At 68.9% G+C, this 22098-nt stretch carries 19 protein-coding genes; 14 read left to right on the top strand and 5 right to left on the bottom strand.

Annotation, left to right across the window (positions count from 1 at the left end; translation table 11 throughout):
• Positions 1 to 232: 232 nt before the first annotated feature.
• From ACFV6H_RS20445 to ACFV6H_RS20435, 3 genes are all read left to right on the top strand, one after another.
• On the top strand, positions 233 to 1033 hold the full coding sequence (locus ACFV6H_RS20445; protein WP_384779970.1) for a glycerophosphodiester phosphodiesterase: 801 nt from the start codon (positions 233 to 235) through the stop codon (positions 1031 to 1033).
• Positions 1034 to 1178: 145 nt separating this feature from the next.
• Positions 1179 to 1859 carry an ATP-binding protein gene (locus tag ACFV6H_RS20440; protein ID WP_385543947.1) on the top strand — a complete coding sequence of 227 codons (681 nt, stop codon included), beginning with the start codon at positions 1179 to 1181 and terminating at the stop codon, positions 1857 to 1859.
• A gap of 198 nt (positions 1860 to 2057) precedes the next feature.
• Positions 2058 to 3023 carry a DUF5926 family protein gene (locus ACFV6H_RS20435; protein ID WP_093602200.1) on the top strand — a complete coding sequence of 322 codons (966 nt, stop codon included), beginning with the start codon at positions 2058 to 2060 and terminating at the stop codon, positions 3021 to 3023.
• Between the two features lie 320 nt (positions 3024 to 3343).
• Here the strand turns inward: ACFV6H_RS20435 and ACFV6H_RS20430 are convergent, their stop codons facing one another.
• Together ACFV6H_RS20430 and ACFV6H_RS20425 are read right to left on the bottom strand one after the other, a co-directional pair.
• Positions 3344 to 3967 carry a hypothetical protein gene (locus tag ACFV6H_RS20430; protein WP_385543944.1) on the bottom strand — a complete coding sequence of 208 codons (624 nt, stop codon included), beginning with the start codon at positions 3965 to 3967 and terminating at the stop codon, positions 3344 to 3346.
• 237 nt (positions 3968 to 4204) lie between these two features.
• Positions 4205 to 4882: a bifunctional DNA primase/polymerase gene (locus tag ACFV6H_RS20425; RefSeq protein ID WP_384983308.1), complete on the bottom strand. Its 678-nt coding sequence runs from the start codon at positions 4880 to 4882 to the stop codon at positions 4205 to 4207.
• Between the two features lie 652 nt (positions 4883 to 5534).
• On the opposite strand from ACFV6H_RS20425, the gene ACFV6H_RS20420 reads away from it, so the two are divergent.
• Entirely contained in the window at positions 5535 to 7073 is a 1539-nt protein-coding gene (locus ACFV6H_RS20420; RefSeq protein WP_385543940.1) for a PP2C family protein-serine/threonine phosphatase, read from the top strand.
• Between the two features lie 168 nt (positions 7074 to 7241).
• The gene (locus ACFV6H_RS20415; RefSeq protein WP_385543937.1) at positions 7242 to 8726 is read left to right on the top strand and encodes an aminopeptidase P family protein; all 1485 of its coding nucleotides are present in this window, start codon (positions 7242 to 7244) and stop codon (positions 8724 to 8726) included.
• A gap of 128 nt (positions 8727 to 8854) precedes the next feature.
• Here ACFV6H_RS20415 and ACFV6H_RS20410 read toward each other — a convergent pair whose 3' ends face one another.
• Complete coding sequence (locus tag ACFV6H_RS20410; protein ID WP_384779949.1) at positions 8855 to 9346, bottom strand: ATP-binding protein; 492 nt, start codon at positions 9344 to 9346, stop codon at positions 8855 to 8857.
• A 218-nt stretch (positions 9347 to 9564) separates the two neighbouring features.
• On the opposite strand from ACFV6H_RS20410, the gene ACFV6H_RS20405 reads away from it, so the two are divergent.
• From ACFV6H_RS20405 to ACFV6H_RS20365, 9 genes are all read left to right on the top strand, one after another.
• Entirely contained in the window at positions 9565 to 10494 is a 930-nt protein-coding gene (locus tag ACFV6H_RS20405) for a hypothetical protein (RefSeq protein ID WP_385543934.1), read from the top strand.
• Positions 10495 to 10676: 182 nt separating this feature from the next.
• Positions 10677 to 11474, top strand: coding sequence for a YcnI family protein (locus ACFV6H_RS20400; RefSeq protein WP_385543932.1), 798 nt, complete (start codon positions 10677 to 10679; stop codon positions 11472 to 11474).
• A 170-nt stretch (positions 11475 to 11644) separates the two neighbouring features.
• On the top strand, positions 11645 to 12301 hold the full coding sequence (locus ACFV6H_RS20395; protein WP_385543930.1) for an SCO family protein: 657 nt from the start codon (positions 11645 to 11647) through the stop codon (positions 12299 to 12301).
• Positions 12298 to 12786: a copper chaperone PCu(A)C gene (locus ACFV6H_RS20390; RefSeq protein ID WP_385543928.1), complete on the top strand. Its 489-nt coding sequence runs from the start codon at positions 12298 to 12300 to the stop codon at positions 12784 to 12786. The genes ACFV6H_RS20395 and ACFV6H_RS20390 overlap by 4 nt, the downstream gene beginning before the upstream one ends.
• Before the next feature lie 14 nt (positions 12787 to 12800).
• Positions 12801 to 14816: a copper resistance protein CopC gene (locus ACFV6H_RS20385; protein ID WP_385543925.1), complete on the top strand. Its 2016-nt coding sequence runs from the start codon at positions 12801 to 12803 to the stop codon at positions 14814 to 14816.
• 111 nt (positions 14817 to 14927) lie between these two features.
• A complete protein-coding gene (gene efeB, locus ACFV6H_RS20380; protein ID WP_385544426.1) occupies positions 14928 to 16211 on the top strand; it encodes an iron uptake transporter deferrochelatase/peroxidase subunit in 1284 nt (427 codons plus the stop codon).
• A 67-nt stretch (positions 16212 to 16278) separates the two neighbouring features.
• A complete protein-coding gene (pheA, locus tag ACFV6H_RS20375) occupies positions 16279 to 17214 on the top strand; it encodes a prephenate dehydratase (RefSeq protein ID WP_384983283.1) in 936 nt (311 codons plus the stop codon).
• Between the two features lie 595 nt (positions 17215 to 17809).
• A complete protein-coding gene (gene serS / locus ACFV6H_RS20370; RefSeq protein WP_093593739.1) occupies positions 17810 to 19087 on the top strand; it encodes a serine--tRNA ligase in 1278 nt (425 codons plus the stop codon).
• A gap of 56 nt (positions 19088 to 19143) precedes the next feature.
• Positions 19144 to 19950, top strand: a complete 807-nt coding sequence (locus tag ACFV6H_RS20365; RefSeq protein WP_385544424.1) for an HAD family hydrolase — start codon at positions 19144 to 19146, stop codon at positions 19948 to 19950.
• A 407-nt stretch (positions 19951 to 20357) separates the two neighbouring features.
• On the opposite strand, the gene ACFV6H_RS20360 is transcribed toward ACFV6H_RS20365, so the two are convergent.
• Positions 20358 to 21050 (bottom strand): hypothetical protein, encoded by a 693-nt coding sequence (locus ACFV6H_RS20360; RefSeq protein ID WP_384983277.1) that lies wholly within the window; start codon positions 21048 to 21050, stop codon positions 20358 to 20360.
• A gap of 317 nt (positions 21051 to 21367) precedes the next feature.
• Positions 21368 to 22087, bottom strand: a complete 720-nt coding sequence (locus tag ACFV6H_RS20355; RefSeq protein WP_093593742.1) for an ABC transporter permease — start codon at positions 22085 to 22087, stop codon at positions 21368 to 21370.
• Positions 22088 to 22098: the final 11 nt, after the last annotated feature.

The following is a 22098-nucleotide window of genomic DNA, read 5'->3' as shown; positions in this document are numbered from 1 at the left end:
TCCGCAGAGTTCCGCCGTGCGAGTCAGTTCCGTCATGCAAGTTTCCGTGATCGCGCAAGTACGCAAGTATCTGCGGTCAGCTTTTCCCACGGCACGTCAGACCACTGTAAGCAGGACCTGTGCGTCTGTCCGCCATCCTTTATTTCGGACAAAACGATCGCACCTTGGTCCGGTCGGCCGGAGAACCCCATCCGTTCACCCGCCTAGCCCGTCACGATGACACCATGACGCGGTGACCCAAGCACGACAGCACAGCATCCAGGTCGTCGCCCACCGTGGAGCCTCGGAGGACGCGCCGGAGCACACCCTGGCCGCGTACACCAAGGCCATCGAGGACGGCGCCGACGCCCTGGAGTGCGATGTACGGCTCACCGCCGACGGACATCTCGTCTGTGTCCACGACCGCCGGGTGAACCGCACCTCCAACGGACGCGGTGCCGTTTCCGCCCTGGAGCTGGCCGATCTCGCGGCACTCGACTTCGGCTCCTGGAAGGACAGCGAGGAGAGCCCGGACTGGCGGGACCGCGAGTTCACCTCCGTACTGACGCTGGAGCGGCTGCTCGAACTGATCGCGGACGCCGGCCGGCCCATCGAGCTGGCCATCGAGACCAAACATCCCACCCGCTGGGCCGGACAGGTGGAGGAGCGGCTGCTGCACCTGCTGGGACGCTTCGGTCTGAACGATCCGGCACCGGACGACTCGGCCGTACGGATCATGAGTTTCTCCGCGCGCTCGCTGCACCGGATCGCGGACGCCGCACCGACGCTGCCGACCGTCTATCTGATGCAGTTCCTCTCGCTGCGGCTGCGTGACGGGCGGCTGCCCGCCGGTGCGCGGATCGCCGGTCCCGGGATGCGGATCGTCCGTAACCATCCCGACTACATCGAGCGGCTGCACAAGGCGGGCCACCGTGTCCATGTCTGGACGGTGAATGAGCCGGAAGACGTCGATCTCTGTGTGCGCCTCGGTGTGGAAGCGATCATTACCAATCGCCCCAAACAGGTTCTGTCGCAGCTCGGCCGTCTTTCCTGACGCGGCGTACACACGCCGTACGCACCGTCCTGACATGCCATACGCACCACCGGACACATTGGCTGATAAATCCGCCCGATACGACAGCGCCGAATGGTGACAGGGAGTGCAGCAGAAGCGCACGGGGAGTGCACCGGCGCGTTCGATGCGTATTCGAGGGTTACGAGTGCGTCAAAGGCCTTCGCCTGGCCGGTTTCCGGTCCAGGCCAATGGGGCATCCACACCGGGGCGTGGGGCGAAGGAGGTCTCGGGGGTGGCGTTTGTGGTGGCACAAGAAGTGCCCACGTCGTCGTGCATGGCCGTTCCCCATGGCCCTGCGGGCGTGGGCGAGGCGCGACACCGGATGCGGGAGCAGTTGAGCCGCAGCGGAGTGTCGGCAGCGGTGGTCGACGATGCCGTACTGATCCTTTCCGAACTGGTCAGCAACGCGTGCCGGCATGGCAGACCACTGGGGCATGAGCAGATCGGCGACGGCGACATCCGTGCGGAGTGGCGCGTCGACAAGGCGGGACGGCTGGTCGTCGAGGTGACGGACGGCGGTGGCCCGACGCGGCCGATACCCGCGACACCCTCGGTCACGGCCCGCGGTGGCCGCGGACTCAACATCATCTCGGCGCTCGCCCAGGAATGGGGCGTACGGGACAGCGCGTCCGGCGAGGTCACCGTGTGGGTGATAGTCGCCGCCGTGCACCGGCGCGATGATTTCGCTACGCGCGTCACAGGCCCGGACACGGACGAGCTGGAGTTGGATGAGCTGGACGAGCTTGAGGGCCTGGACGGCTTGGACGGGCTCGCCTTCGCGGATCCCTTCGACGAGGCGGGCTGATCGACGAGGCGGGCTGACATGTGAGCCGCCTGAGCCGCCGGCTGTGACCTGACGGTGTGAGCTCCCTGCCTGAGCTGCCCACCGGCGAGCCGCGCGGCGGGCCGAGCCTTCGCGCGCCGCGTCGCGGCCCCCGCACTGTCCGTCCGTACGGCTAGGCTCGCGCCGACATCGCACCGCCGCTACGGGAGAAGCCACACCATGGCCAAGAAGCGCCCCCAGACGAAGGCCACCACGGCGCAGCTCAAGGATGGACCGATTCCGGTGGTGGGAGCCCGCGAGCCCTGCCCGTGCGGTTCGGGCCGTCGCTACAAGGCCTGCCACGGCCGGGCCGCAGCGCATGCCGTGACCGAGCTGGTCCAGCGTCCCTTCGAGGGCCTGGCCGGTGAGTGCGACTGGATCGCGCTGCGCGAGCTGGTGCCCGCCGCGACCGCAGGGCTGACCCTCAAGGACGGGCTGCCCGAGGGCGTGCCGTCCGTGACGCTCGCGACCGTACTGCCGATGGCCTGGCCGGCGCTGCGCCGCGACGACGGTTCCGTACTGCTCGCGCTCCAGAACGACACCTCGTCCGGCGATCTGAGCCGCGATCTCGCCGATACGCTCCGGCGTGCGCTGACGGCGGAGCCCGGCAATCCCGTGGCCGCGCAGCGGGTGCCGGCCGATGGTCCGCGGCTTCAGGATCTGCTCGACCCCGAGGCCGATTTCACGCCTGTCGTGCACGCCGGGTTCGAGTTCTGGGTGCCGGACGCGGAGAATGCCTCGGCCGAGGTGAACGCCTCCCTGGAGCGTGCCAACGCCGCCGCGATCCCGACCGTACGGCTCTCCGGCACGGACGCCGCGTACTGGTGCGAGACGCCGGAGAAGAACCACCTCCGCTGGGTCATGCCGTACCCCGAAGAGCAGTTGCTGGACGCGCTCGCCCGGCTGCATGTCGCGGGCACGTCGAACCTCGGTGAGGGAACGAGGCTGGTCGGCTCCTTCCGGGCGCACGGGCTGACGGTGCCGGTGTGGGACCTGCCGAGCGCGATGGGCGCGGAGGAGTGCGAGAAGCCGGCGACGGAGTTCGCCGAGCGGCTGGCGGCGGCGCTGGCCGTCGACACGCCGTTGACGGGCGACGAGCGCCGGGCGCGCGGCGGGCTCACCAACCGCCAGGTGACGCTGAGCTGAGCTGACCAGGGATGTCATCGGCAGTCGGCAGGTCCCCGAGTCGTCGGCGGATCGCCTGCGGATCGTCGGATCACTGCCGGATCACCGGCGGTGTCTTCGGTTGTGACGGGTTCCGGCCGAGCGGTGACACCAGTCACACCACCCGTCACAACTTCCCGTACCGGCAGGTAATTCATTGTCCGAATACGCCGGATCGAATTTGCTAACTGCCGATCTCTTGTTACCGTTCTAGAAGCCCGGTCGCTGGTGCATCCCCCGTCGCCAGCGATCGGGCGTCCGCGTTCCCGGGCCCGGCCGGTACGTCAACGGCCCTCCGTGGCCTACGAGTTACTCCCGGACCTCAGCAGCAGAGGTCCCATCTCCTCGCCGTTGTCACTGCTGGACGGTGTCGGCAAGGCCGCGAACTCCACGATCGCCGTGTATTCCGCGCGAGTTCCTCGGGACGGTTCACGAGGCGTCTGACAGGTCGCGGGCTCATCCGTGACCGCGGCCACGCAGTGTGTCAGTACGGTGCGTCCGCGCGGGCCCATCAGGCTGAGCACGGCGCGCAGTTCACCGCCCGACGTGTTGCGGTAGGCGGTACGGGCCCAGGTGTCGCGTCCCTCGGTCAGTACACATGTCTGCGCCTCGATCCCTTCGGGAGAGACGACTTCAGGCCCACATCGCTCGGCCGTGCGCGCCGCCGCATCCCCGTCGGCGGTATCGCCCGCAACAGCGCCTGCCGTGCCGTCGGCCGTATCGCCCGCCACCGGCGTCCCGTCCGTCACAGAGTCCTCAGTGGCGGACCCGTCGGTTCCGGACACAGTCGGAAGGCCGGCTCCCACCTTGGCGTCCGCGCGCGGCTCCGCCGGACGGACGGTGTGCGTGAGATCCGTGGTGGCGGCCAGTGGCAGAAGTGCGGTGAACACGACAACGGCCGTGAGCCCGGTCATGCGGAGATTCATGGTGGGCCCACCTGCCAGTGCCGGGGAATTGCTGACGGTGGGCCGAAGATATCGATGGAACGGGCCGCTCAGAGGCGCCGCGCGCAATTCCCGTACAACTCGGCCCGGCTCGCACCCGTACGAGTGACAGCCCCGGCTCCGTACAGCCCGGCCGTACAGCCCGGCGCCGAAAAACCCGGCTCCGGAAGAACTCGGCGCGACGCGTCCCAGGGCCGGTGCGGGACGCGTCGACCGCCGTCAGTACGCGAGTCTGCTGCCGCCGTCCGGCGCGCTCGTGCTCGCCTCGACAAGCGCGTCCACGACCGCCTCCACATCCGGCAGCCAGGGCGCCGCCGAGCCCGCCAGAGGCGCCCGCTCCCAGCGGACCTGTCCGCCTGCCGCCTCGGAAGGCGGCAGCACCAGATAGCCGCCCTCGCCGTGGAACCGCAGCGAACTGGGCACCCAGGCCTTGGCGTACAGCAGCTCACCGAGCTGTTCGAGGGTGTACGGAGCCACCAGCAGCGACCAGCGCGTGGGCGTCGCGACGACCGGTCCGAGCCGGATGTCCATCCGGTCCAGCTCCACCAGCGCGCGGGCGCCCGCCACGGCCGGCAGGCTCACCGCGCAGGGCGCGCTGCCGCCGGTGGCCAGCACGATCGGGGCCGTGGGCCGGTTCCGCCACCACCAGCGCACCATGCGCTCGTCGGTGGTCGCCGCGAGCAGACCGGGATCGAAGGGGTGCGCGCCGGGTACGGCGCACTCGAGGTCGGGGCAGGCGCAGCCAAGTCCGCGTGTCCCGCGTCCGCCGGCCGCCGTGAGACCGGCGCCCGGGAGTACGGGCCATCTCCACGCGGTGGCGCAGACGAGCGCCGCGTCGAGCTGGGCAGGCCCCCCCTTGCGCCGGAGCCTGCGTCGCCTTCCGAGGATCTCGCGCATGAGCGCTCGTTCCTTTCCGTTGAACGCCGAGGTCCACATGACACTGACACCATGTGTGTGCATCACTTCACCGTGCGTATCACTGTGCGTAGTAACCGCGCGCACTTTCGACGCATGGCCGCCCCGTACCTGAGGCACGGACAGCCCCTCCCCACCCGCGGGCGCATCACGCCATTCCTGGGCCGGGCACGGACTGTCTTCGTTGAGCATGTGGCGAGGGGTGGCGTGCGCATGGCGCTTACTGTCCCGCTCTGTCCCGCTGTGCTTTTCTCGCCACTCCGGGGGGATGAGGTGTGACCTACGGCGGTTAAGACGCCCGGTCCTGCCGCCAGGTTCCGGGGCGGTCCCAACTGCCCCTGTCCGTCACCGTTTACGTACCCATCACGTTCGGAATGACGCTCCAACCGGGCCGAACTCGAACTCATCCCTGAAGGACCCCCTGTTGAGCGCCCTCAGTCGATCGCAAAACCTGGTCAGGGGGGTAATTTTTCTGCCAACTTGAACGTCTCAGGACACCGGCCGTTCCGCCCGGACAATGCTGGACATTGCCTTAGTTGTACGTGTACATGTGGATACATGGGTAGCCGCGCGGAATGACCTAGGGGTTTGCGATGCTATTGAGTGAAACGCACCCGTCGGAAAGCCGACTGCCATGAGCGCCCCGAACATGCCGAAAGTGGCTGGAATCGATTCCACGGTTCCGGCCCCCGCGCACACTGGCCCGCCCTTGGACGACCTTCCCGCCGCGCCCGGCGCGCTGATCCGGGACCGGCTGGCCGGCTGGGTCTCCGATCTGACCACCCTGCATGAACTCACCGAACGTCTGGCCGGAACCGGCTCACTGGACAGCGCGCTCAAGGAACTGCTGCGCGCCGGAGCCGCCCTCGTCGGCGCCCGCCGAGGGCTGGTCGTACTCGAACCGGCCGACGGTCTGGGCCCCGGCACCACCCTCGGACTCGGGCTCACGCATGCGGATCTCGGCCATCTGGAGACCGTGCCGCGCCGCGCCTCCTCGTACGGCCGGCTCCTGGACGGTCCTACCGCGCGGACCGAGCCGGTGGCCTCTCCCGATCTGCTCCGGGACACGGAACTGGACCCGCGTCAGCGCGAGGTCGCGGTGCGGCTCGGATACGGCGCCAGCTACGCGGTACCGCTGGTCGCCGGTACGGGAACCCATACGGGTGCCGCGTCCGGTCTCGCGTCCGGCGGCGCCGCGTCCGGTCCCGTATCCAGCACGGTGTCCAGTGCCGTGTCCGGTCCCGTATCCAGCGCCGTGTCCGGGCGGCTCGGGGCCGCTGTCTGGTTGTACGACGAACCCGCCGAACCGGTGGAACGCCAGCGCCATCTCGTCGGTCTCTACACGCGGTACGCGAGCCAGCATCTCTCCCGGCTGCTGGAGCTGGAGCGCGCCCGTACCCGCGTGGCCACCATCGCCGAGGAACTGCTCCCCAGCCGGCTCCCACGGATCCCCGGCATCCAGCTCGCCGCACGCCATCGGACAGGCCCGTACGGCGGCGGTGACTGGTACGACGCGCTCCCGCTGCCCGAGGGCGCCGTGAGCCTGTCCGTCGGCTCGGTCAGCGGCTCCGGGCCCGGCGCGGTGGCCGCGATGGGACGGATGCGCGCCTCGCTGCGCGCGTACGCCGTGATGGAGGGCGAGGATCCGGTCGCCGTGCTCTCCGATCTGGAGCTGCTGCTGCGGCTGACCGAGCCCGCGCGTACGGCCACGGCCCTCTTCGCGTACGCCGAACCGGCCCAGGGCAAGATCCTGCTGGCCGGGGCCGGACACGCGCCGCCGCTGATCGTCGGCGACCGGCGTACCGAGTTCGTCGAGACGACCCTGTCCGCGCCGCTCGGGATGCTCGCCTGCTGGGAGGCGCCCAGCGTGGAGCTGTGGCCCGCGCCCGGCGAAACGGTGCTGCTCTATACGGACGGACTCCTGCGGCGCACCGGCGATCCCATGGACCGGGCCTACGCGCGGCTGCACGGGGCGGCGGCGAGCGTCCCGCCGTCCGCCAGGAACGATCCGGGAGCGGTCGCCGACCACGTACTGCGGACCGTACTGCCGGGCGGGCCTGACGGTCCGGGCGGGCCGGGCGGTCCGGGCGGTCCGGGCGGCAGAAACGCCGAAGGCGCGTGGAATCCCGACAGCGCCGAGGACGTGGTGCTGCTCGCCGCCCGGTTCGACTGATCTCGCCCGGTCTCACCCCCGGTCTCACCCGGTTCTCATTCGGTCTCGCCTGGTCTTATCCGGTCTTATCCGGTGCCGATGGATTCCGCACAGGGACACCGGGCGGCCTTCCCCTCACACATACGATGGGAAGGATGTTCTGGATTCATGACCTTATGAGGAGAAGACGTGGCTGACGAGCTCGCCCAGGAGACCCCGGAAACCCCGGAACCGGAGATCCCGGAGACCGAAGAAGAACCGATCAAGACAAGGAAGAACGGTTTGAACCCGGGCGTGTCCGAAGAGCTCGCAGAAATCATGAAGTCCGGCTGGGCCGACACCGAGCTGCACGGCCTGGAGCCGATCGCACAGGCGTCCCACACCGCCGCGCGCCGCGCCGCGCTCTCCGCGCGCTTCCCCGGCGAGCGCCTGGTGATCCCCGCGGGCAACCTCAGGACCAGGTCCAACGACACCGAGTACGCCTTCCGCGCCTCGACCGAGTACACGTATCTCACCGGCGACCAGACCCACGACGGCGTTCTCGTACTGGAGCCGAAGGACGGCGGGCACGACGCGACGGTCTATCTGCTGCCGCGCTCCAACCGGGAGAACGGTGAGTTCTGGCTCGACGGCCAGGGCGAGCTGTGGGTCGGCCGCCGGCACTCCCTCGCCGAGGCCGAGCAGTTGCTGGGCATCCCGGCCAAGGACGTACGGAAGGTGGCCGCCGTCCTCAAGGAGGCGACGGGCCCGGTCCGTAACGTCCGTGGGCACGACGCCTCCATCGAGGCCGCGCTGACCGACAAGGTGACGGCGGAGCGCGACGAGGAGCTGCGCATCTATCTCTCCGAGGCGCGCGCCGTGAAGGACGACTTCGAGATCGGCGAGCTCCAGAAGGCCGTCGACTCCACCGTGCGCGGCTTCGAGGACGTCGTGAAGATCCTCGACAAGGCGGAGGCGACCAGCGAGCGCTATATCGAAGGAACATTCTTCCTGCGCGCCCGCGTCGAGGGCAACGACATCGGTTACGGCTCGATCTGCGCGGCGGGACCGCATGCCACCACCCTGCACTGGGTGCGCAACGACGGCGACGTACGCTCCGGCGATCTGCTGCTGCTCGACGCCGGTGTGGAGACGCACACCCTCTACACGGCCGATGTCACGCGCACGCTGCCGATCAACGGCCGCTACAGCGAGCTTCAGCGGAAGATCTACGACGCGGTGTACGAGTCCCAGGAGGCCGGTATCGCAGCGGTGAAGCCCGGCGCCAAGTACCGCGACTTCCACGACGCCTCGCAGCGTGTCCTCGCCGAGAAGCTCGTGGAGTGGGGTCTGCTCGAAGGGCCGGTCGAGAAGGTCCTGGAGCTGGGCCTCCAGCGCCGCTGGACGCTGCACGGCACGGGCCACATGCTCGGTCTGGATGTGCACGACTGCGCTGCGGCGCGCAGGGAGGTGTACGTGGACGGGACGCTGGAGCCGGGGATGTGCCTCACGGTCGAGCCGGGGCTCTACTTCCAGGCCGATGATCTGACCGTGCCCGAGGAGTACCGCGGTATCGGTGTCCGGATCGAGGACGACATCCTCGTCACGGAGGACGGGAGCCGGAATCTGTCGGCGGCGCTGCCGCGCCGGGCCGACGAGGTGGAGGCCTGGATGGCGGGCCTCAAGCAGAGCTGACGGCTGAAGCAGCAGACCTGACAGCTGAAGCAGGTTGGCAGCTGAGCAGGCCTGACGGCTGAGGCAGGCATGAGGCTGAGGCAGACCGACGGCTGAAGCAGGCATGGCGGAGGGCGCGCTGCTCGGGCTCACATGGCTCTGAGCAGGGCGTCCTCCCGCCATTTGAGGATCTTGTCGAAGCTGACCACCGCGCCGTGCCCGGGTTTATTGCGGAAATGCACATGATCGGCGAGCTGTTCGATCAGACCCAGCCCTCGGCCGCTCTCGGCGGTGGGAGCGGGCGGTGGCACAGGGCGGCGCACCACTCGCCGGGTGGAAAACCCGGGGCCGGAATCGGCCACTTCGATACGGCAACGCTCGCCGTCCAGATACGCGGTCACCCGGTATGCCCCGGGCGATCGGGCGGAACGTCCGTCCCCGCTGTCACCGCCGTCACCGCTGTCCTCACCCGTACCGCCGTGCTCGACGGCATTCGCACAGGCTTCGCTGAGGGCGACCGAGAGATCGAAGGAGACCTCGGGATCGACCCCCGCGGTCTCCATGGCACCGAGCAGAAGATGACGGGCGAGCGGAACGCTCGCGGCTTCGCGCCGCAAGTGGAGAGACCACCAGATGCTCATGCTCCAGCCTTTCTGGCTGCGGCTCGACATACCGATACGTATTGCCCTCCATTTGCCCTCCATGGGAGCCCGTAAGCGCGCGGTTGACGTGATAACCCTCATTCGGCGGACGCGAACGCGGCGCATGGCGGTGTATAGGGCAGCGCGTATGGGGCGGAGAGCGACCTTCCGGACCTGCCCTACGGCGGCCGGAGGCGCAGTGCGATGATGACCCGGCCATGTCTGCTCGTCTCGTACGCGCCGGAGCCGCTCCGCGGCTGCTGAGGGCCGCGGTGTTCACCGCGGTCTGTGTCGTGCTGTCGGCGACCGGACATGTGCTGGCCTCCTGTGCCCCGGTCCCCTGGTGGACTCTGCTCCTCAGCTTCCTGGCGGTCTTCGCCGTCGCGGCTCCGCTGGCCGGACGCGCGCGGTCGACACCGTCCATCGTGCTGGCCCTGACGGCCGGACAGCTCGCTCTGCACAGTCTGTTCGGCATCGGTCAGCGGCATCTCACGGTGCCGGCCGGGACCGATGACGCGCTGATCAGACTGGCCGCGAAACTGGTCTGCGGAGCGGGCCCGGCCTCGCTGAGCACGGTCGACGCACAGCGGATCGTGGCCAACGCGGGGCTCAACCCGGCGGGTTCGGGCATGGACATGGGCACGGGTGCCGCGGCGGCTGCGGATGGAGCCGCGGCTACGGGCTCCGGGGCGATGGCGTCGATGGCGGGCGCCCATCAGCATCTGATGGGCGCGATCGGAGCCGCGGGCTCGTCCTCGGCTTCCGGTTCGGCCTCCGGTTCGGCGGCCGGACACTCCGTACAGACCTCCGTCGACGGGCTGCTGCCCTCCCTGCCGATGGTGCTCGGGCATCTGCTGGTCGCCCTCGCGATGGGCTGGGTGCTGCGCCGCGGAGATCTCGCGCTGCTGCGGCTCACTCAGCTCTCGGCGCACGGGATCAGTGAGGTGACGGAGAGTGCGACGCTGCGCGCCCTGCGTGCGGCCCTCGCGCTCGTACGGGCCCTGCGCGCCGGGCTGACCGGCGCGCACGCTCCCGAGACACGCGCTCCGCGTATCTCGTACGCCACTCTTCCGGTGCCTGCCGGGGAGACACTCCAGCACACGGTGATCAGGCGCGGCCCTCCGGCGGTCCTCGCTCTCGCAGCCTGACGCGACGCATTTCCCACTTCCGCACGTCCGCACTCCGGCACGTCCGCACATCCACGCGTTCTTACGTGGTTACGCGCTTACGTGCTCATGCTGCTACGTCCGTACGTCTCTACGGCCGTGCCGGACGGGGAGTGATGTCGCGCCGCCCGATCACCTCTTCTCCCCACACCGTGGAGTGTTCCGTGTTCTCAACGTTCTCCGCCTCCTCCTCAGGATCCGCGGCCAAGAACCTCACTCGTCTCTCCGTCGCCGGCGGTATCGCCGCGACCGCTCTTCTGCTGCTGGCGGGCCCCGCCTCCGCGCATGTCAGCGTCCAGCCGCAGGGCCCGGCCGCCAAGGGCGGCTATGCCACGATCAACTTCAAGGTCCCCAACGAGCGCGACAACGCCTCCACCACCAAGCTCGAAGTGAACTTCCCCACCGACCACCCACTGGCGTCCGTGATGCCGCAGCCCGTGCCCGGCTGGAAGATCGATGTCACCAAGAGCAAGCTCGCCAAGCCGCTGGAGATGCACGGCAACACGATCACCGAGGCGGTCTCCAAGGTCACCTGGACCGCGGACGGCGGCAAGATCGGCCCCGGGCAGTTCCAGCAGTTCCCGCTCTCCGTCGGACAGCTTCCCGAGGACGCCGACCAACTGGTGTTCAAGGCCATCCAGACGTACGACAACAAGGACGTCGTCCGCTGGATCGAGGAGCCCAAGGAAGGCGCGGCGGAGCCGGAGAGCCCCGCGCCCGTCCTGAAGCTCACCGCGGCCACGGGCGACGAACACGGCGGTACGGCGGACCAGGCCGGCGCCGAGACGGCCTCGGACCACGGCGACACGAAGGCCGCGAGCGCGGCCGACGACGCGAAGACCGAGACGGCCTCCGCCGACAGCAGCGACACCACCGCCCGCGTTCTGGGCATCGTCGGCATTGCCGTCGGTGTCGCCGGCGTGGCCTTCGGTGTCCTGGCCGGCCGACGTCGTACGGCCTGACGCACCGCCCGACCGCGGCCCGACCCGTATCCCAACTGCTGCCTGACATACGGCCGCAGCACGGCTGACGCGTCAGGCTCCATGTATCCGAGGCGTCCGAGGCACGCGAGGCCGGAACTCCCCGGCCCCGCGTGCCCGGTGCCCGTACTCCACGACCAGGAACTCCCTTCATGCGCAAGAAAACCCTGACCTCGGCCGCCGCCCTCGCGGTGGCCGCGGCGCTCGCCCTGACCGCCTGCGGCAGCGGTGACGACTCCACGAAATCGATCGCCGATGTCTCCGTCCAGGAGAAGACCAAAGCGGCAACGGTGCTCGACCAGCCCTTCGAGAAGCCGAACCTCGTCCTCAAGGACACCAAGGGCAAGGACTACGACTTCCGCGAGCGGACCAAGGGCAAGCCGACGCTGATCTACTTCGGCTACACCAACTGCCCGGACGTCTGCCCGCTGACGATGAGCAACATCGCCATCGCCAGAAAGTCGCTTCCCAAGGCCGACCAGGACAAGCTCCAGGTCGTCTTCGTCACCACCGATCCCGAGCGTGACACCTCCGCCGAACTCGCCAAGTGGCTGCCGAGCGCGGGCGATCCGTCCTTCGTCGGACTCACCGGTGACTTTCCGACGATCCAGGCGGGCGCCCGTCAACTGGGCATCGGTATCGACCCGGCGACGAAGGAGAAGGACGGCAGCGTGGTGTCCATGCACGGCGCGCAGGTCATCGCCTTCTCGCCGAAGACCGATGCCGGCTATGTCCTCTACGGCGAGGACGCCTCCGCGGACGACTACGCCAAGGATCTGCCGAAGATCATCAAGGGCGAGACCCCGTGAACCGCCGCACTCCGCTCGCGCCCGCACCTGCACCCGTACTTGGACTCGCGGTCGCCATCGGTCTCACGGCCACGCTGGCACTGACCGGCTGTTCCTCCGGCGGCGGCTCGTCCGAGCAGCCCGAACTGTCCGTCAGCAGCGCCTATATGCCCCAGCCCGTCAGCGACCTCGCGGCCGGCTTTCTCGTCATCACCAACAAAGGCGGCGGCGCCGACAAGCTCACCTCCGTCACCGGTGACCTCTCCGACGACATCACCATCCACAAGACCGAGAACCAGAAAATGATGGAGGTGACGTCCTTCGACATCCCGGCCGGCGGCGAGCTGGATCTCGAACGCGGCGGCAGCCACATCATGTTCATGGACATCAAGCGCCGCCCCCAGCAGGGGGAGAACGTCAACATCGAACTGCACTTCGAGAAGGGCGATCCCATCGCGGTCGAACTTCCCGTGAAGGAGACCACCTACAACCCGGCCCAGCAATGAGGGACTGAGACGCCATGACAGCCATCGCCCCGCGCTTCGGGCAAGCACCCGGGCAAGCACTCCTGATGCGCCTGCTGCTCATCACCACGGTGCTGCTCGGCACCGTCTTCACCGTGCTCTCCGGCACGGCGTCGGCGCATGCCGCGCTGACCGGGAGCAGCCCCGAGGACGGGGCGGTGGTCGTTTCCGCTCCCAAGGACATCACCCTCACCTTCTCCGAACAGATCGCCATGGGCGACAACTCCATCCGTGTACTCGATCCCACCAGCAAACGCGCGGACACGGGCAAGATCCGCGATCTGAGCGAGACAGGCGCCGTGCGGTACGGCGTCGACCTGCGTCCCGGACTGCCCGACGGCACCTACACCGTCGCCTGGCAGGCCGTCTCCGCCGACAGTCATCCCGTCTCCGGCGCCTTCACCTTCTCCATCGGAGCGCCCTCCGAGACCACCGCCACCGTGCCCACCGAGGAGGCCGGCGGCGGACTGGTCGGCACGCTGTACGGTGCGGCGCGCTATATCTCGTACGCCGGTTTCATCCTGCTCGTCGGCGGCGCCGCCTTCGTACTCGGCTGCTGGCAGCGCGGTGCGTCCGTACGGCCACTGCAACGGCTTGTCGTCCAGGGCTGGCTCGCCCTCACCGCCGCCACACTCGTCCTGCTGCTCCTGCGCAATCCGTACACCGGCTCCGGCGAACTGGGCGACGCCTTCGATCTCGACGGGCTCCAGGACGTCCTGGCCACCAAGACCGGAGCGGCGCTCGTCTCCCGGCTGCTGCTCCTCGGCGCGGCGGCGCTCTTTGTCGCCGTCCTCTTCGGCGCGTACGCCAAGAGGGAGTCGCCCCGTGACGAGGAGGAGAGCAAGGAGCGGAAGGACCTCACCTTCGGGCTCGCCATGGGCGGCTCGGTCGTCGCGGCCGGGATCGCCGCCACCTGGGCGCTGTCCGAACACGCCTCGACCGGGATACAAACCGGTCTCGCCATGCCGGTGGACGTCCTGCATCTGCTGGCGGTGGCGGTCTGGCTCGGCGGGCTCACGGCGCTGCTCGTCACCCTCTACCGGGCGCCCTTCATCGACAGCACGGCGGTACGGCGCTTCTCCCGCACCGCCTTTCTCAGCGTCGTGGTGCTCGCCGCGACCGGGCTCTACCAGTCCTGGCGTCAGGTCGGATCGTGGTCGGCGCTCTGGGAAACGTCATATGGGCAGCTCCTGTTGGTCAAGGTCGGACTCGTGGCTGTGCTGGTCGCAATCGCTTGGTTCTCACGGCGGTGGACGGGACGGCTGGCGGAAGAGACGGCGGTGGACGGGCAGTTGGAGACCGTGGCGGAGGCGGACACCGAGATCGAGGCGGACACCGGGATCAAGGCGGAAGCCGAGGTGGAGGCGGAATCGGAGACCGGGGGGAGAACCGGTTCCGACACCGTCACCGCGACGGCTGTGGTTGATGACAGTCAGAGAGCTACCCAACTCGCCCGGCAAAGAGCCGCACTGGCGAGCGCACGCCAGAAGCGCCTCCGCGACGCCGATCCGGCGCGAACCGGACTGCGCCGTTCCGTACTGGCCGAGGCCGGAGTCGCCGTGGTGCTCCTCGCCGTCACGACCGTACTGACGTCCACCGAGCCGGGCCGTACCGCCGAGCTGGAAGCGAGCCGCACCGGCGGCACCGTGGCCGAGGCTCCCGCGAGCGCGGGTCCCGTCAATGTCCGTATGCCCTTCGACACCGGCGGCCAGAACGGCAAGGGCACCATCCGGCTGACTCTCGACCCCGGCCGCTCCGGCGCCAATGTGATGCACATCTATGTCGACGGCGCCGACGGAAAGCCCCTGGACGTGCCCGAGGTGAAGGCCGCCTTCACGCTCACGGCAGAGCAGATCGGCCCACTGCCGATCGTCCCCGACCGTTTCGCTCCCGGACACTGGAGCGCGGACGGCGTACAGATCCCGATGCCCGGCGAGTGGCGGCTCCAGGTGACCGTACGGACCTCCGACATCGACCAGACAACTGTCGACAAGAACGTGAAGATCGGCTGACCCATCGTGAGCGAGACCCAACAGGACCACGACAACCGGAACAACCGGAACGACCGGAACGACCGCAACACCCGGGCCGCCCAGGATCCTCGGGAGGAGGCCAGGGACACCCTGGACGACGACCGGCTGCGGACGGACGGCGCCGCGCCCGCCGTTATCTCCCGGCGGCGGCTGATCGGCACCGCGAGCGCCGCCGGGGCCACCGGACTGGCGCTCGGAGCGGTGGGCGGGGCCGGTGCGTACGCGGCGAGCCGTCCCGAGCCGGCGACGGCGCTGACCACGCTCGGCGCGGAGTCGGTCCCCTTCCACGGCGCGCACCAGCCCGGTATCACCACCCCGATGCATGCCCGCGGCCATCTCGTCGCCTTCGATCTGGCCCCGGGTGCCGGGCGGAAGGAGGCCGCCGCGCTGCTGCGCCGCTGGTCGGAGTCGGCGCGCGCGATGATGGCCGGCGAACCGGCCGGAGGCCCGGACGCCGACGGCGACACCGGTATCGCCCTGGACGCCGGGCCTTCCTCGCTCACCGTGACCTTCGGTTTCGGCCGTACCTTCTTCGACCGTACGGACCTGGCCGACCAGCGTCCCAGCGCTCTGGACCCGCTGCCCGCCTTCTCCTCCGACCGGCTCGACGCCCGGCGGAGCAACGGCGATCTGTGGATCCAGATCGGTTCCGACGACGCCCTGGTCGCCTTCCACGCCCTGCGTACGCTCCAGAAGGACGCGGGCGCGGCGGCGCGGGTGCGCTGGCAGATGAACGGTTTCAACCGTTCGCCCGGAGCGACACCGCAGCCGATGACCAGCCGCAATCTGATGGGCCAGATCGACGGCACAGGCAACCCCAAGCCGTCCGAGCCGGACTTCGACCGGCGGATCTTCGTCCCGGCGGCGCCGGCGGCCGGCATCCCGGCCTGGATGGCGGGCGGCTCCTACGCCGTCGTACGGCGTATCCGTATGCTCCTCGACGACTGGGAGAAGCTCCCGCTCGGCAAGCAGGAGCAGGTCATCGGCCGCCGCAAGGCCGACGGCGCTCCGCTCACGGGCGGCACGGAGACAACGGAGCCGGACCTCGACCGGCTGGGAGCCGACGGCAGCCCCGTCATACCCGCCAACGCGCACGCCAGGATCTCGACGCCGGAAGCGAACGGTGGGGCCGCGATGCTGCGCCGTCCTTTCTCCTTCCACGACGGAATCGGGGCGGACGGGACCCCTGACGCGGGGCTGCTCTTCGTCTGCTGGCAGGCCGATCCGCTCAAGGGATTCGTACCCGTGCAGCGCAAGCTCGACCGTGGAGACGCGTTGTCGGCGTTCATCCGCCACGAGGCGAGCGGACTGTTCGCAGTGCCCGGTGGCGCGCGGCAGGGAGAGTACGTGGGCCAGCGGCTGCTGGAGTCCTGAGCGCCGGCACCAGCCCCCGGCGCGCGCTCAGGAGTCGTGAGTCGCGCCGGGCCATTAGGGTGACCGTATGTCGGCCACGCGCTACACGTATCTGGGCCCCGAGGGCACCTTCACGGAGGCCGCCCTCCGTACGCTCCCGGAAGCCGCCACCCGCGAACTCGTCCCCATGGTGTCCGTACCGACGGCTCTCGACGCCGTACGGAACGGCGACGCCGCGGCGGCACTCGTACCGATCGAGAACTCGGTGGAGGGCGGTGTCACCGCCACGCTCGACGAGCTGGCTTCCGGCGCGCCGCTGATGATCTACCGCGAGGTGCTGCTGCCGATCACGTTCGCCCTGCTCGTACGGCCCGGGACGAAACTCTCCGACGTGAAGACGGTGACCGGTCATCCGGTCGCCCAGCCGCAGGTACGCAACTGGCTGCGGAGCCAGCTCCCGGACGCGGTGTGGGAGTCGGCCGCGTCGAACGCGGACGGCGCGCGGCTGGTGCAGGAGGGCCGGTTCGACGCGGCCTTCGCGGGCGAGTTCGCGGCGTCCACATACGGTCTGGAACCGCTGGTCACCGAGATCCACGACGCGGAGAACGCGGAGACGCGCTTCGTCCTCGTGGGCCGGCCCGCGCGCCCTTCGGCGCCGACCGGCGCGGACAAGACCTCGGTGGTCATCTGGATGGGCGACGACCATCCGGGCGCGCTGCTCGAACTGCTCCAGGAGTTCGCCGTACGCGGTGTCAACCTGATGCTGATCCAGTCGCGGCCGACCGGCGCGGGCATCGGTAATTACTGCTTCGCCGTGGACGCCGAGGGCCATATCTCGGACCGGCGGGTGGGCGAGGCCCTGATGGGGCTGAAGCGGATCTGTCCCAAGGTGCGCTTCCTCGGCTCGTACCCGCGGGCGGGCATGTCGGCGGCCGATGTGTCGACACTGCGGCCGGGAACCTCGGACACGGAGTTCATCGAGGCGGCGGAGTGGCTGGCACGCAGCCAGGACGGCCGCGCCTGACGGCTCGGGTGTGACGGCTCGGGCGCTTCGAGGTTGCCACGCGCCTGTGGGTCCTGTGGACACAGCCCAGAGTTATCCACAGGCATGCTTCTCGACCTGGGGACAAGTCGACAACCACGGCCGCATGGGTCGACAAATCGCTCCAGTCACTGATGTCCATCCACAGGGCTCTCCCTGGCCCGCGTCAGCCGAAGTCCAGCGATCAACTCGTCGGAGCGGGCAATTCCCACCCGAATGAGTGTGTGGAGCCGGTTTACGAGGGAATTTCTTCGGCCCGCGCCCGGCCCACAGAGCGCTCATTTCCGCAATCCACAGATCACTCACACAGCCTGTGGATAACTTGCATGACCCTGTGTATCGCTGTGGACAACGCTCGGCGCTCGGAGCTCAAGTCGCCTTCCCCGCAAGGGAAGTGAGTCAAGTGGACAACCGCCGAGTGCTTCGTTCCGGCGAATTGAACCCTCTTTATTGACGAACGACAGACGGCCGGCGCGGGATTTCCCGACAGATTTCCCAATTACGGCAATTCAGACAAAGGGACGCGCCTGTTGATATCGGGTGGGGCGGTGTCGGCGCGCACCGGTAGCCTGGTGGGGTGATTGACCTTCGCCTGCTCCGTGAGGACCCCGACCGTGTTCGCGCCTCCCAGCGCGCCCGTGGAGAGGACGTCGGCCTTGTCGACGCCCTGCTCTCCGCCGACGAGCGGCGCAGGTCGTCCGGCGTCCGCTTCGACGAGCTGCGCTCCGAGCAGAAATCCCTCGGCAAGCTGATCCCCAAGGCGTCCGCCGAGGAGAAGGCCGAGCTGCTCAAGAAGGCGGAGCAGCTCAAGGCCGACGTCAGGACGGCCGACGCCGAGCAGCACGAGGCGGACGAGGAGGCCAGGCGCCTGCTCCTCCAGCTCGGCAATATCGTCCACCCCGATGTCCCGGTGGGTGGCGAGGAGGACTTCGTCGTCCTGGAGACGCACGGCACGATCCGGGACTTCGCGGCGGAAGGTTTCGAGCCCAAGGACCATCTGGAGCTGGGCGAGGCGCTGGGCGCCATCGACGTCGAGCGCGGCGCCAAGGTCTCCGGCTCGCGGTTCTACTATCTGACGGGCGTCGGCGCGCTGCTGGAGCTGGCCCTCGTCAACGCGGCGATCGCACAGGCCACGGAGGCCGGTTTCATCCCCATGCTGACGCCGGCGCTGGTCCGCCCGCGCGCCATGGAGGGCACGGGCTTCCTGGGCCAGGCCGCGGAGAACGTGTACCACCTGGAGAAGGACGACTACTACCTGGTCGGTACGTCGGAGGTGCCGCTCGCCGCGTACCACATGGACGAGATCATCGAGGCCGACAAGCTGCCCCTGCGGTACGCGGGCTTCTCGCCGTGCTTCCGCCGCGAGGCCGGTACGTACGGCAAGGACACCCGGGGCATTTTCCGGGTCCACCAGTTCGACAAGGTCGAGATGTTCTCGTACATCGACCCGGCGGACGCGCAGTCCGAGCACCGGCGGCTGCTGGAGTGGGAGAAGCAGTGGCTGACCGCTCTGGGGCTGCCCTTCCAGGTGATCGATGTGGCGACCGGTGATCTGGGCGCGTCGGCCTCGCGCAAGTTCGACTGCGAGGCGTGGATCCCGACGCAGGGCAAGTACCGCGAGCTGACCTCCGCGTCGAACTGCGACGGTTTCCAGGCCCGCCGGCTCTCTGTCCGGATGCGGGACGGCAAGCAGATCAAGCCGCTGGCGACGCTGAACGGCACGCTCTGCGCCGTACCGCGCACGATCGTGGCGCTCCTGGAGAACCACCAGCAGGCCGATGGTTCGGTGTGGGTGCCCGAGGTGCTCCGTCCGTATCTCGGCGGCCGTGAGGTGCTGGAGCCGATCGCCAAGTGAGCACCGGCCCCGACTCGGCGTCGTCGTCGGCGCCGCTTCCGCTGTCGCCATCGTCCGTGGCGTCGTTCCCGTACAAGCTGGTCGCGACCGACCTCGACGGCACACTGCTGCGTGACGACGACACGGTCTCCCTACGCACCCGTGAGGCGCTTGCCGCTGTTACGGCGGCGGGCGCCGCGCACATCATCGTCACCGGGCGTGGTGTGCCCTGGACGCGGCACATCCTGGACGACCTGGGATACGAGGGTCTCGCGGTGTGCGGCCAGGGAGCGCAGCTCTACCACGCCGGTGAGCACCGGCTGCTGACGTCGGTGACGCTGGACCGGCAGTTGGCCGGGCTGGCGCTGGCCAAGATCGAGGCGGAGACCGGCCCGCTGGCGCTGGCCGCGAGCCGGGACGGTCTCGACGGCGAGGTCCTGATCGGCCCCGGCTACCGGATGCTGGACGGCGAGCTTCCCGCGGTCTTCATCGACAACCCGGCGGAGGTGTGGGCGGCACCGCTCAACAAGGTGTACATCCAGCACCCGGAGCTGGACGACGACGCGTTGGCGCGGGTCGCGCGGGAAACCGTCGGCAGTCTGGTGGATGTGGTGATGGCGGGAGCCGGAGTGGTGGAGATCCTGCCGTTGGGTCTGAACAAGGCCACCGGACTCTCGCTGGCGGCGCGGCGCCTCGGCGTCACGGCGGCGGACACGATCGCGTTCGGCGACATGCCCAACGACATCCCGATGTTCGCATGGGCGCGGCACGGTGTGGCGATGGCGAACGCACACGAGGAACTGAAGGCCGTGGCCGACGAGATCACGGCGTCGAACGGCGACGACGGCATCGCGGTGGTGCTGGAGAGGCTGCTGCTCGGTTAGGTGCTGTCCGGCCCGAGCGCTGTGCGTGTCACTGCCGTGCGTGTCGCTGCCGTACGGCTCGGCCAATCCTCCGGGAGGGGCGGCCCGCGCGGATGCGCGCTCGAAGCGGCCGCCCCTGGGCAGCGCGCCGGCGGCAGCACGGAGCAGTGATGGCTACTCCGGTGCCTGCGCGGTGCTGCCCTGCTGGGAACTCGACGGACTCGGAATCCCGGTCGTCGCCGTGTTCCGCTCCCGGTCCTGGAGGTATGTTCCGACAGAACTACTGCCCGAACTTCCGACATAACTACTGTGCCCCGGGCGACGACGTGCCGCCACCGAATATTGGCGACATGGCCCACGTCCGCCCGCGGAAGTACGGCGGACGGACGCGGACCACAGCAATGGATCAGCGGTGGATCAACGACAGATCAGCGGCGGTTACGGCTCCGGCGCAGATCCCTCAACTGGTGGACGACATCGTCCACACGGGCGTCCACACGGTTGATGTCCGCGGACATCTCGCACAGCCGGTTGCTGATGGCTCCCACCACCTGATTGGTGGCATCGAGCCGCCGGTCGAGACTGTCGAGCCGGTACGACATCCGGTTCAGCACCGGCCCCAGCTCCTGAAGCGCGACACCGACCCCACCGAGGCACGACTCGACATCGGTCACCCGCCGGTCGAGACTCGCGTACCCCTTGCGCAGATCGTCCTCGGCGTCGAGGAGGTACGTACGGACACACCGCGCGATGTCGCTGTCGCGAAGAAGCATCGCGATATTGAGCACGGCGCGGCGGGTGTAGAGGGTGAGGCTGGAGCGCCGCTGTGGATAACTTCCGGCCTCCCCGGATGAGAGTGACATCTTGTCACTCTGATATTCGCGCAGGTCAGAGCCTCGCACCACATGCATCCCATTCGCGGACAGCTCCTCGCGATGCCGCGCGGTCAACTGCCTGATGACGCCTGTGGATACTTCGAAGTAGCGCGCCACGCCCTCCGTGGTGATGTGTACGCCGTCCGGCAGCAGCCGCAGCGCCTTGACCTTGTCGAGCGTCTCGACCCGCCCCATGACGCTGTCACGCATCGAGCGCGACTCAAGCAGGGCACCTTCTGGTGGCATGTTCATGCCTTCCACTTGTGAACCGACAATGGAGGCCCTCTCCCCGGGCGTCAGGGGCGGAGGTCGGCTCACGGTGGCTACTCACTCAATGACCGGTGCGGCTTTCCATCCGGCACCGGCAATCCCCGACTTCACGAACGCTCGACGTCACGAACTCCAGTTGCCTCCACGCGCCTTGAACAACGAGCCGATAAACGTACAGTTACGCGGCCAGGGCTACGTGGCCAAGGCGGCGACAGCCGCAGCAAAACAGCGGCAGCCCACGCCCGCCGGGCAAAGGCCCGCCGGACAGGGCTGCCGCTGACAGCGCGACTCGTCTACTCCTCGCCCGCGAGCTTCAGCGTCCTGAGCTTCTGGCCCGCGTACCAGGTCGCCACCACCGAGACTCCCGCCAACAGGCCCACCGCCAGCGGCAGGCCGACATCCGAGGTGATCGTGCCCTCGCCGCCGATCCTCTGGGCGAGCGCCAGCGCCCACTGCTGAACGCTGAGCGTCCGCGCGCCCGCCACCAGGCTGCCGAAGAGCGTCTCCCAGACCAGCGCGTAGACCAGTCCGATGACCACCGCATGGCGGCTGACCGTACCCAGCAGCAGGAAGAGCGCGCTGTACGCGATCGAGGCGACGAGCGCCGCGACCGTGTACGCGACCGCGATCTGCTGGCCGTTGCCGTTGAGTATGTATCCGGCGATGAAGGTGGGGATCGCGGAGAACGCCATGGTCACGGCGATCGCCACGATCAGCTTGGTGAATATGATCGACGACCGCTTCACCGGCTTGGAGAGCAGATAGACGATCGATCCGTCGTCGATCTCAGGCCCGATCGAGCCCGTCCCCGCGATGACACCGATCAGCGGCACCATCGTGGCGAGCGCGAAACCGCCCAGCACATCAACCGCGACTTGGTCGTCCGCACCGTTGAGCGCGCGGACCGCCGCCGCGATCACGATCAGCAGCGCGGGCAGCAGGAAGAGGATCGCGGCCCGGCGCCTGCCGAGCAGGGCCCGGTAGGTGAGCCGGGCGACTGTGGGGTTGTACATGACGTCACAGC

It is taken from the genome of Streptomyces sp. NPDC059743, assembly GCF_042732975.1.
Lineage (GTDB): Bacteria > Actinomycetota > Actinomycetes > Streptomycetales > Streptomycetaceae > Streptomyces.
The sequence above is the reverse complement of the archived record's forward strand: the minus strand, read 5'-3'. Positions and strand labels throughout refer to the sequence as shown.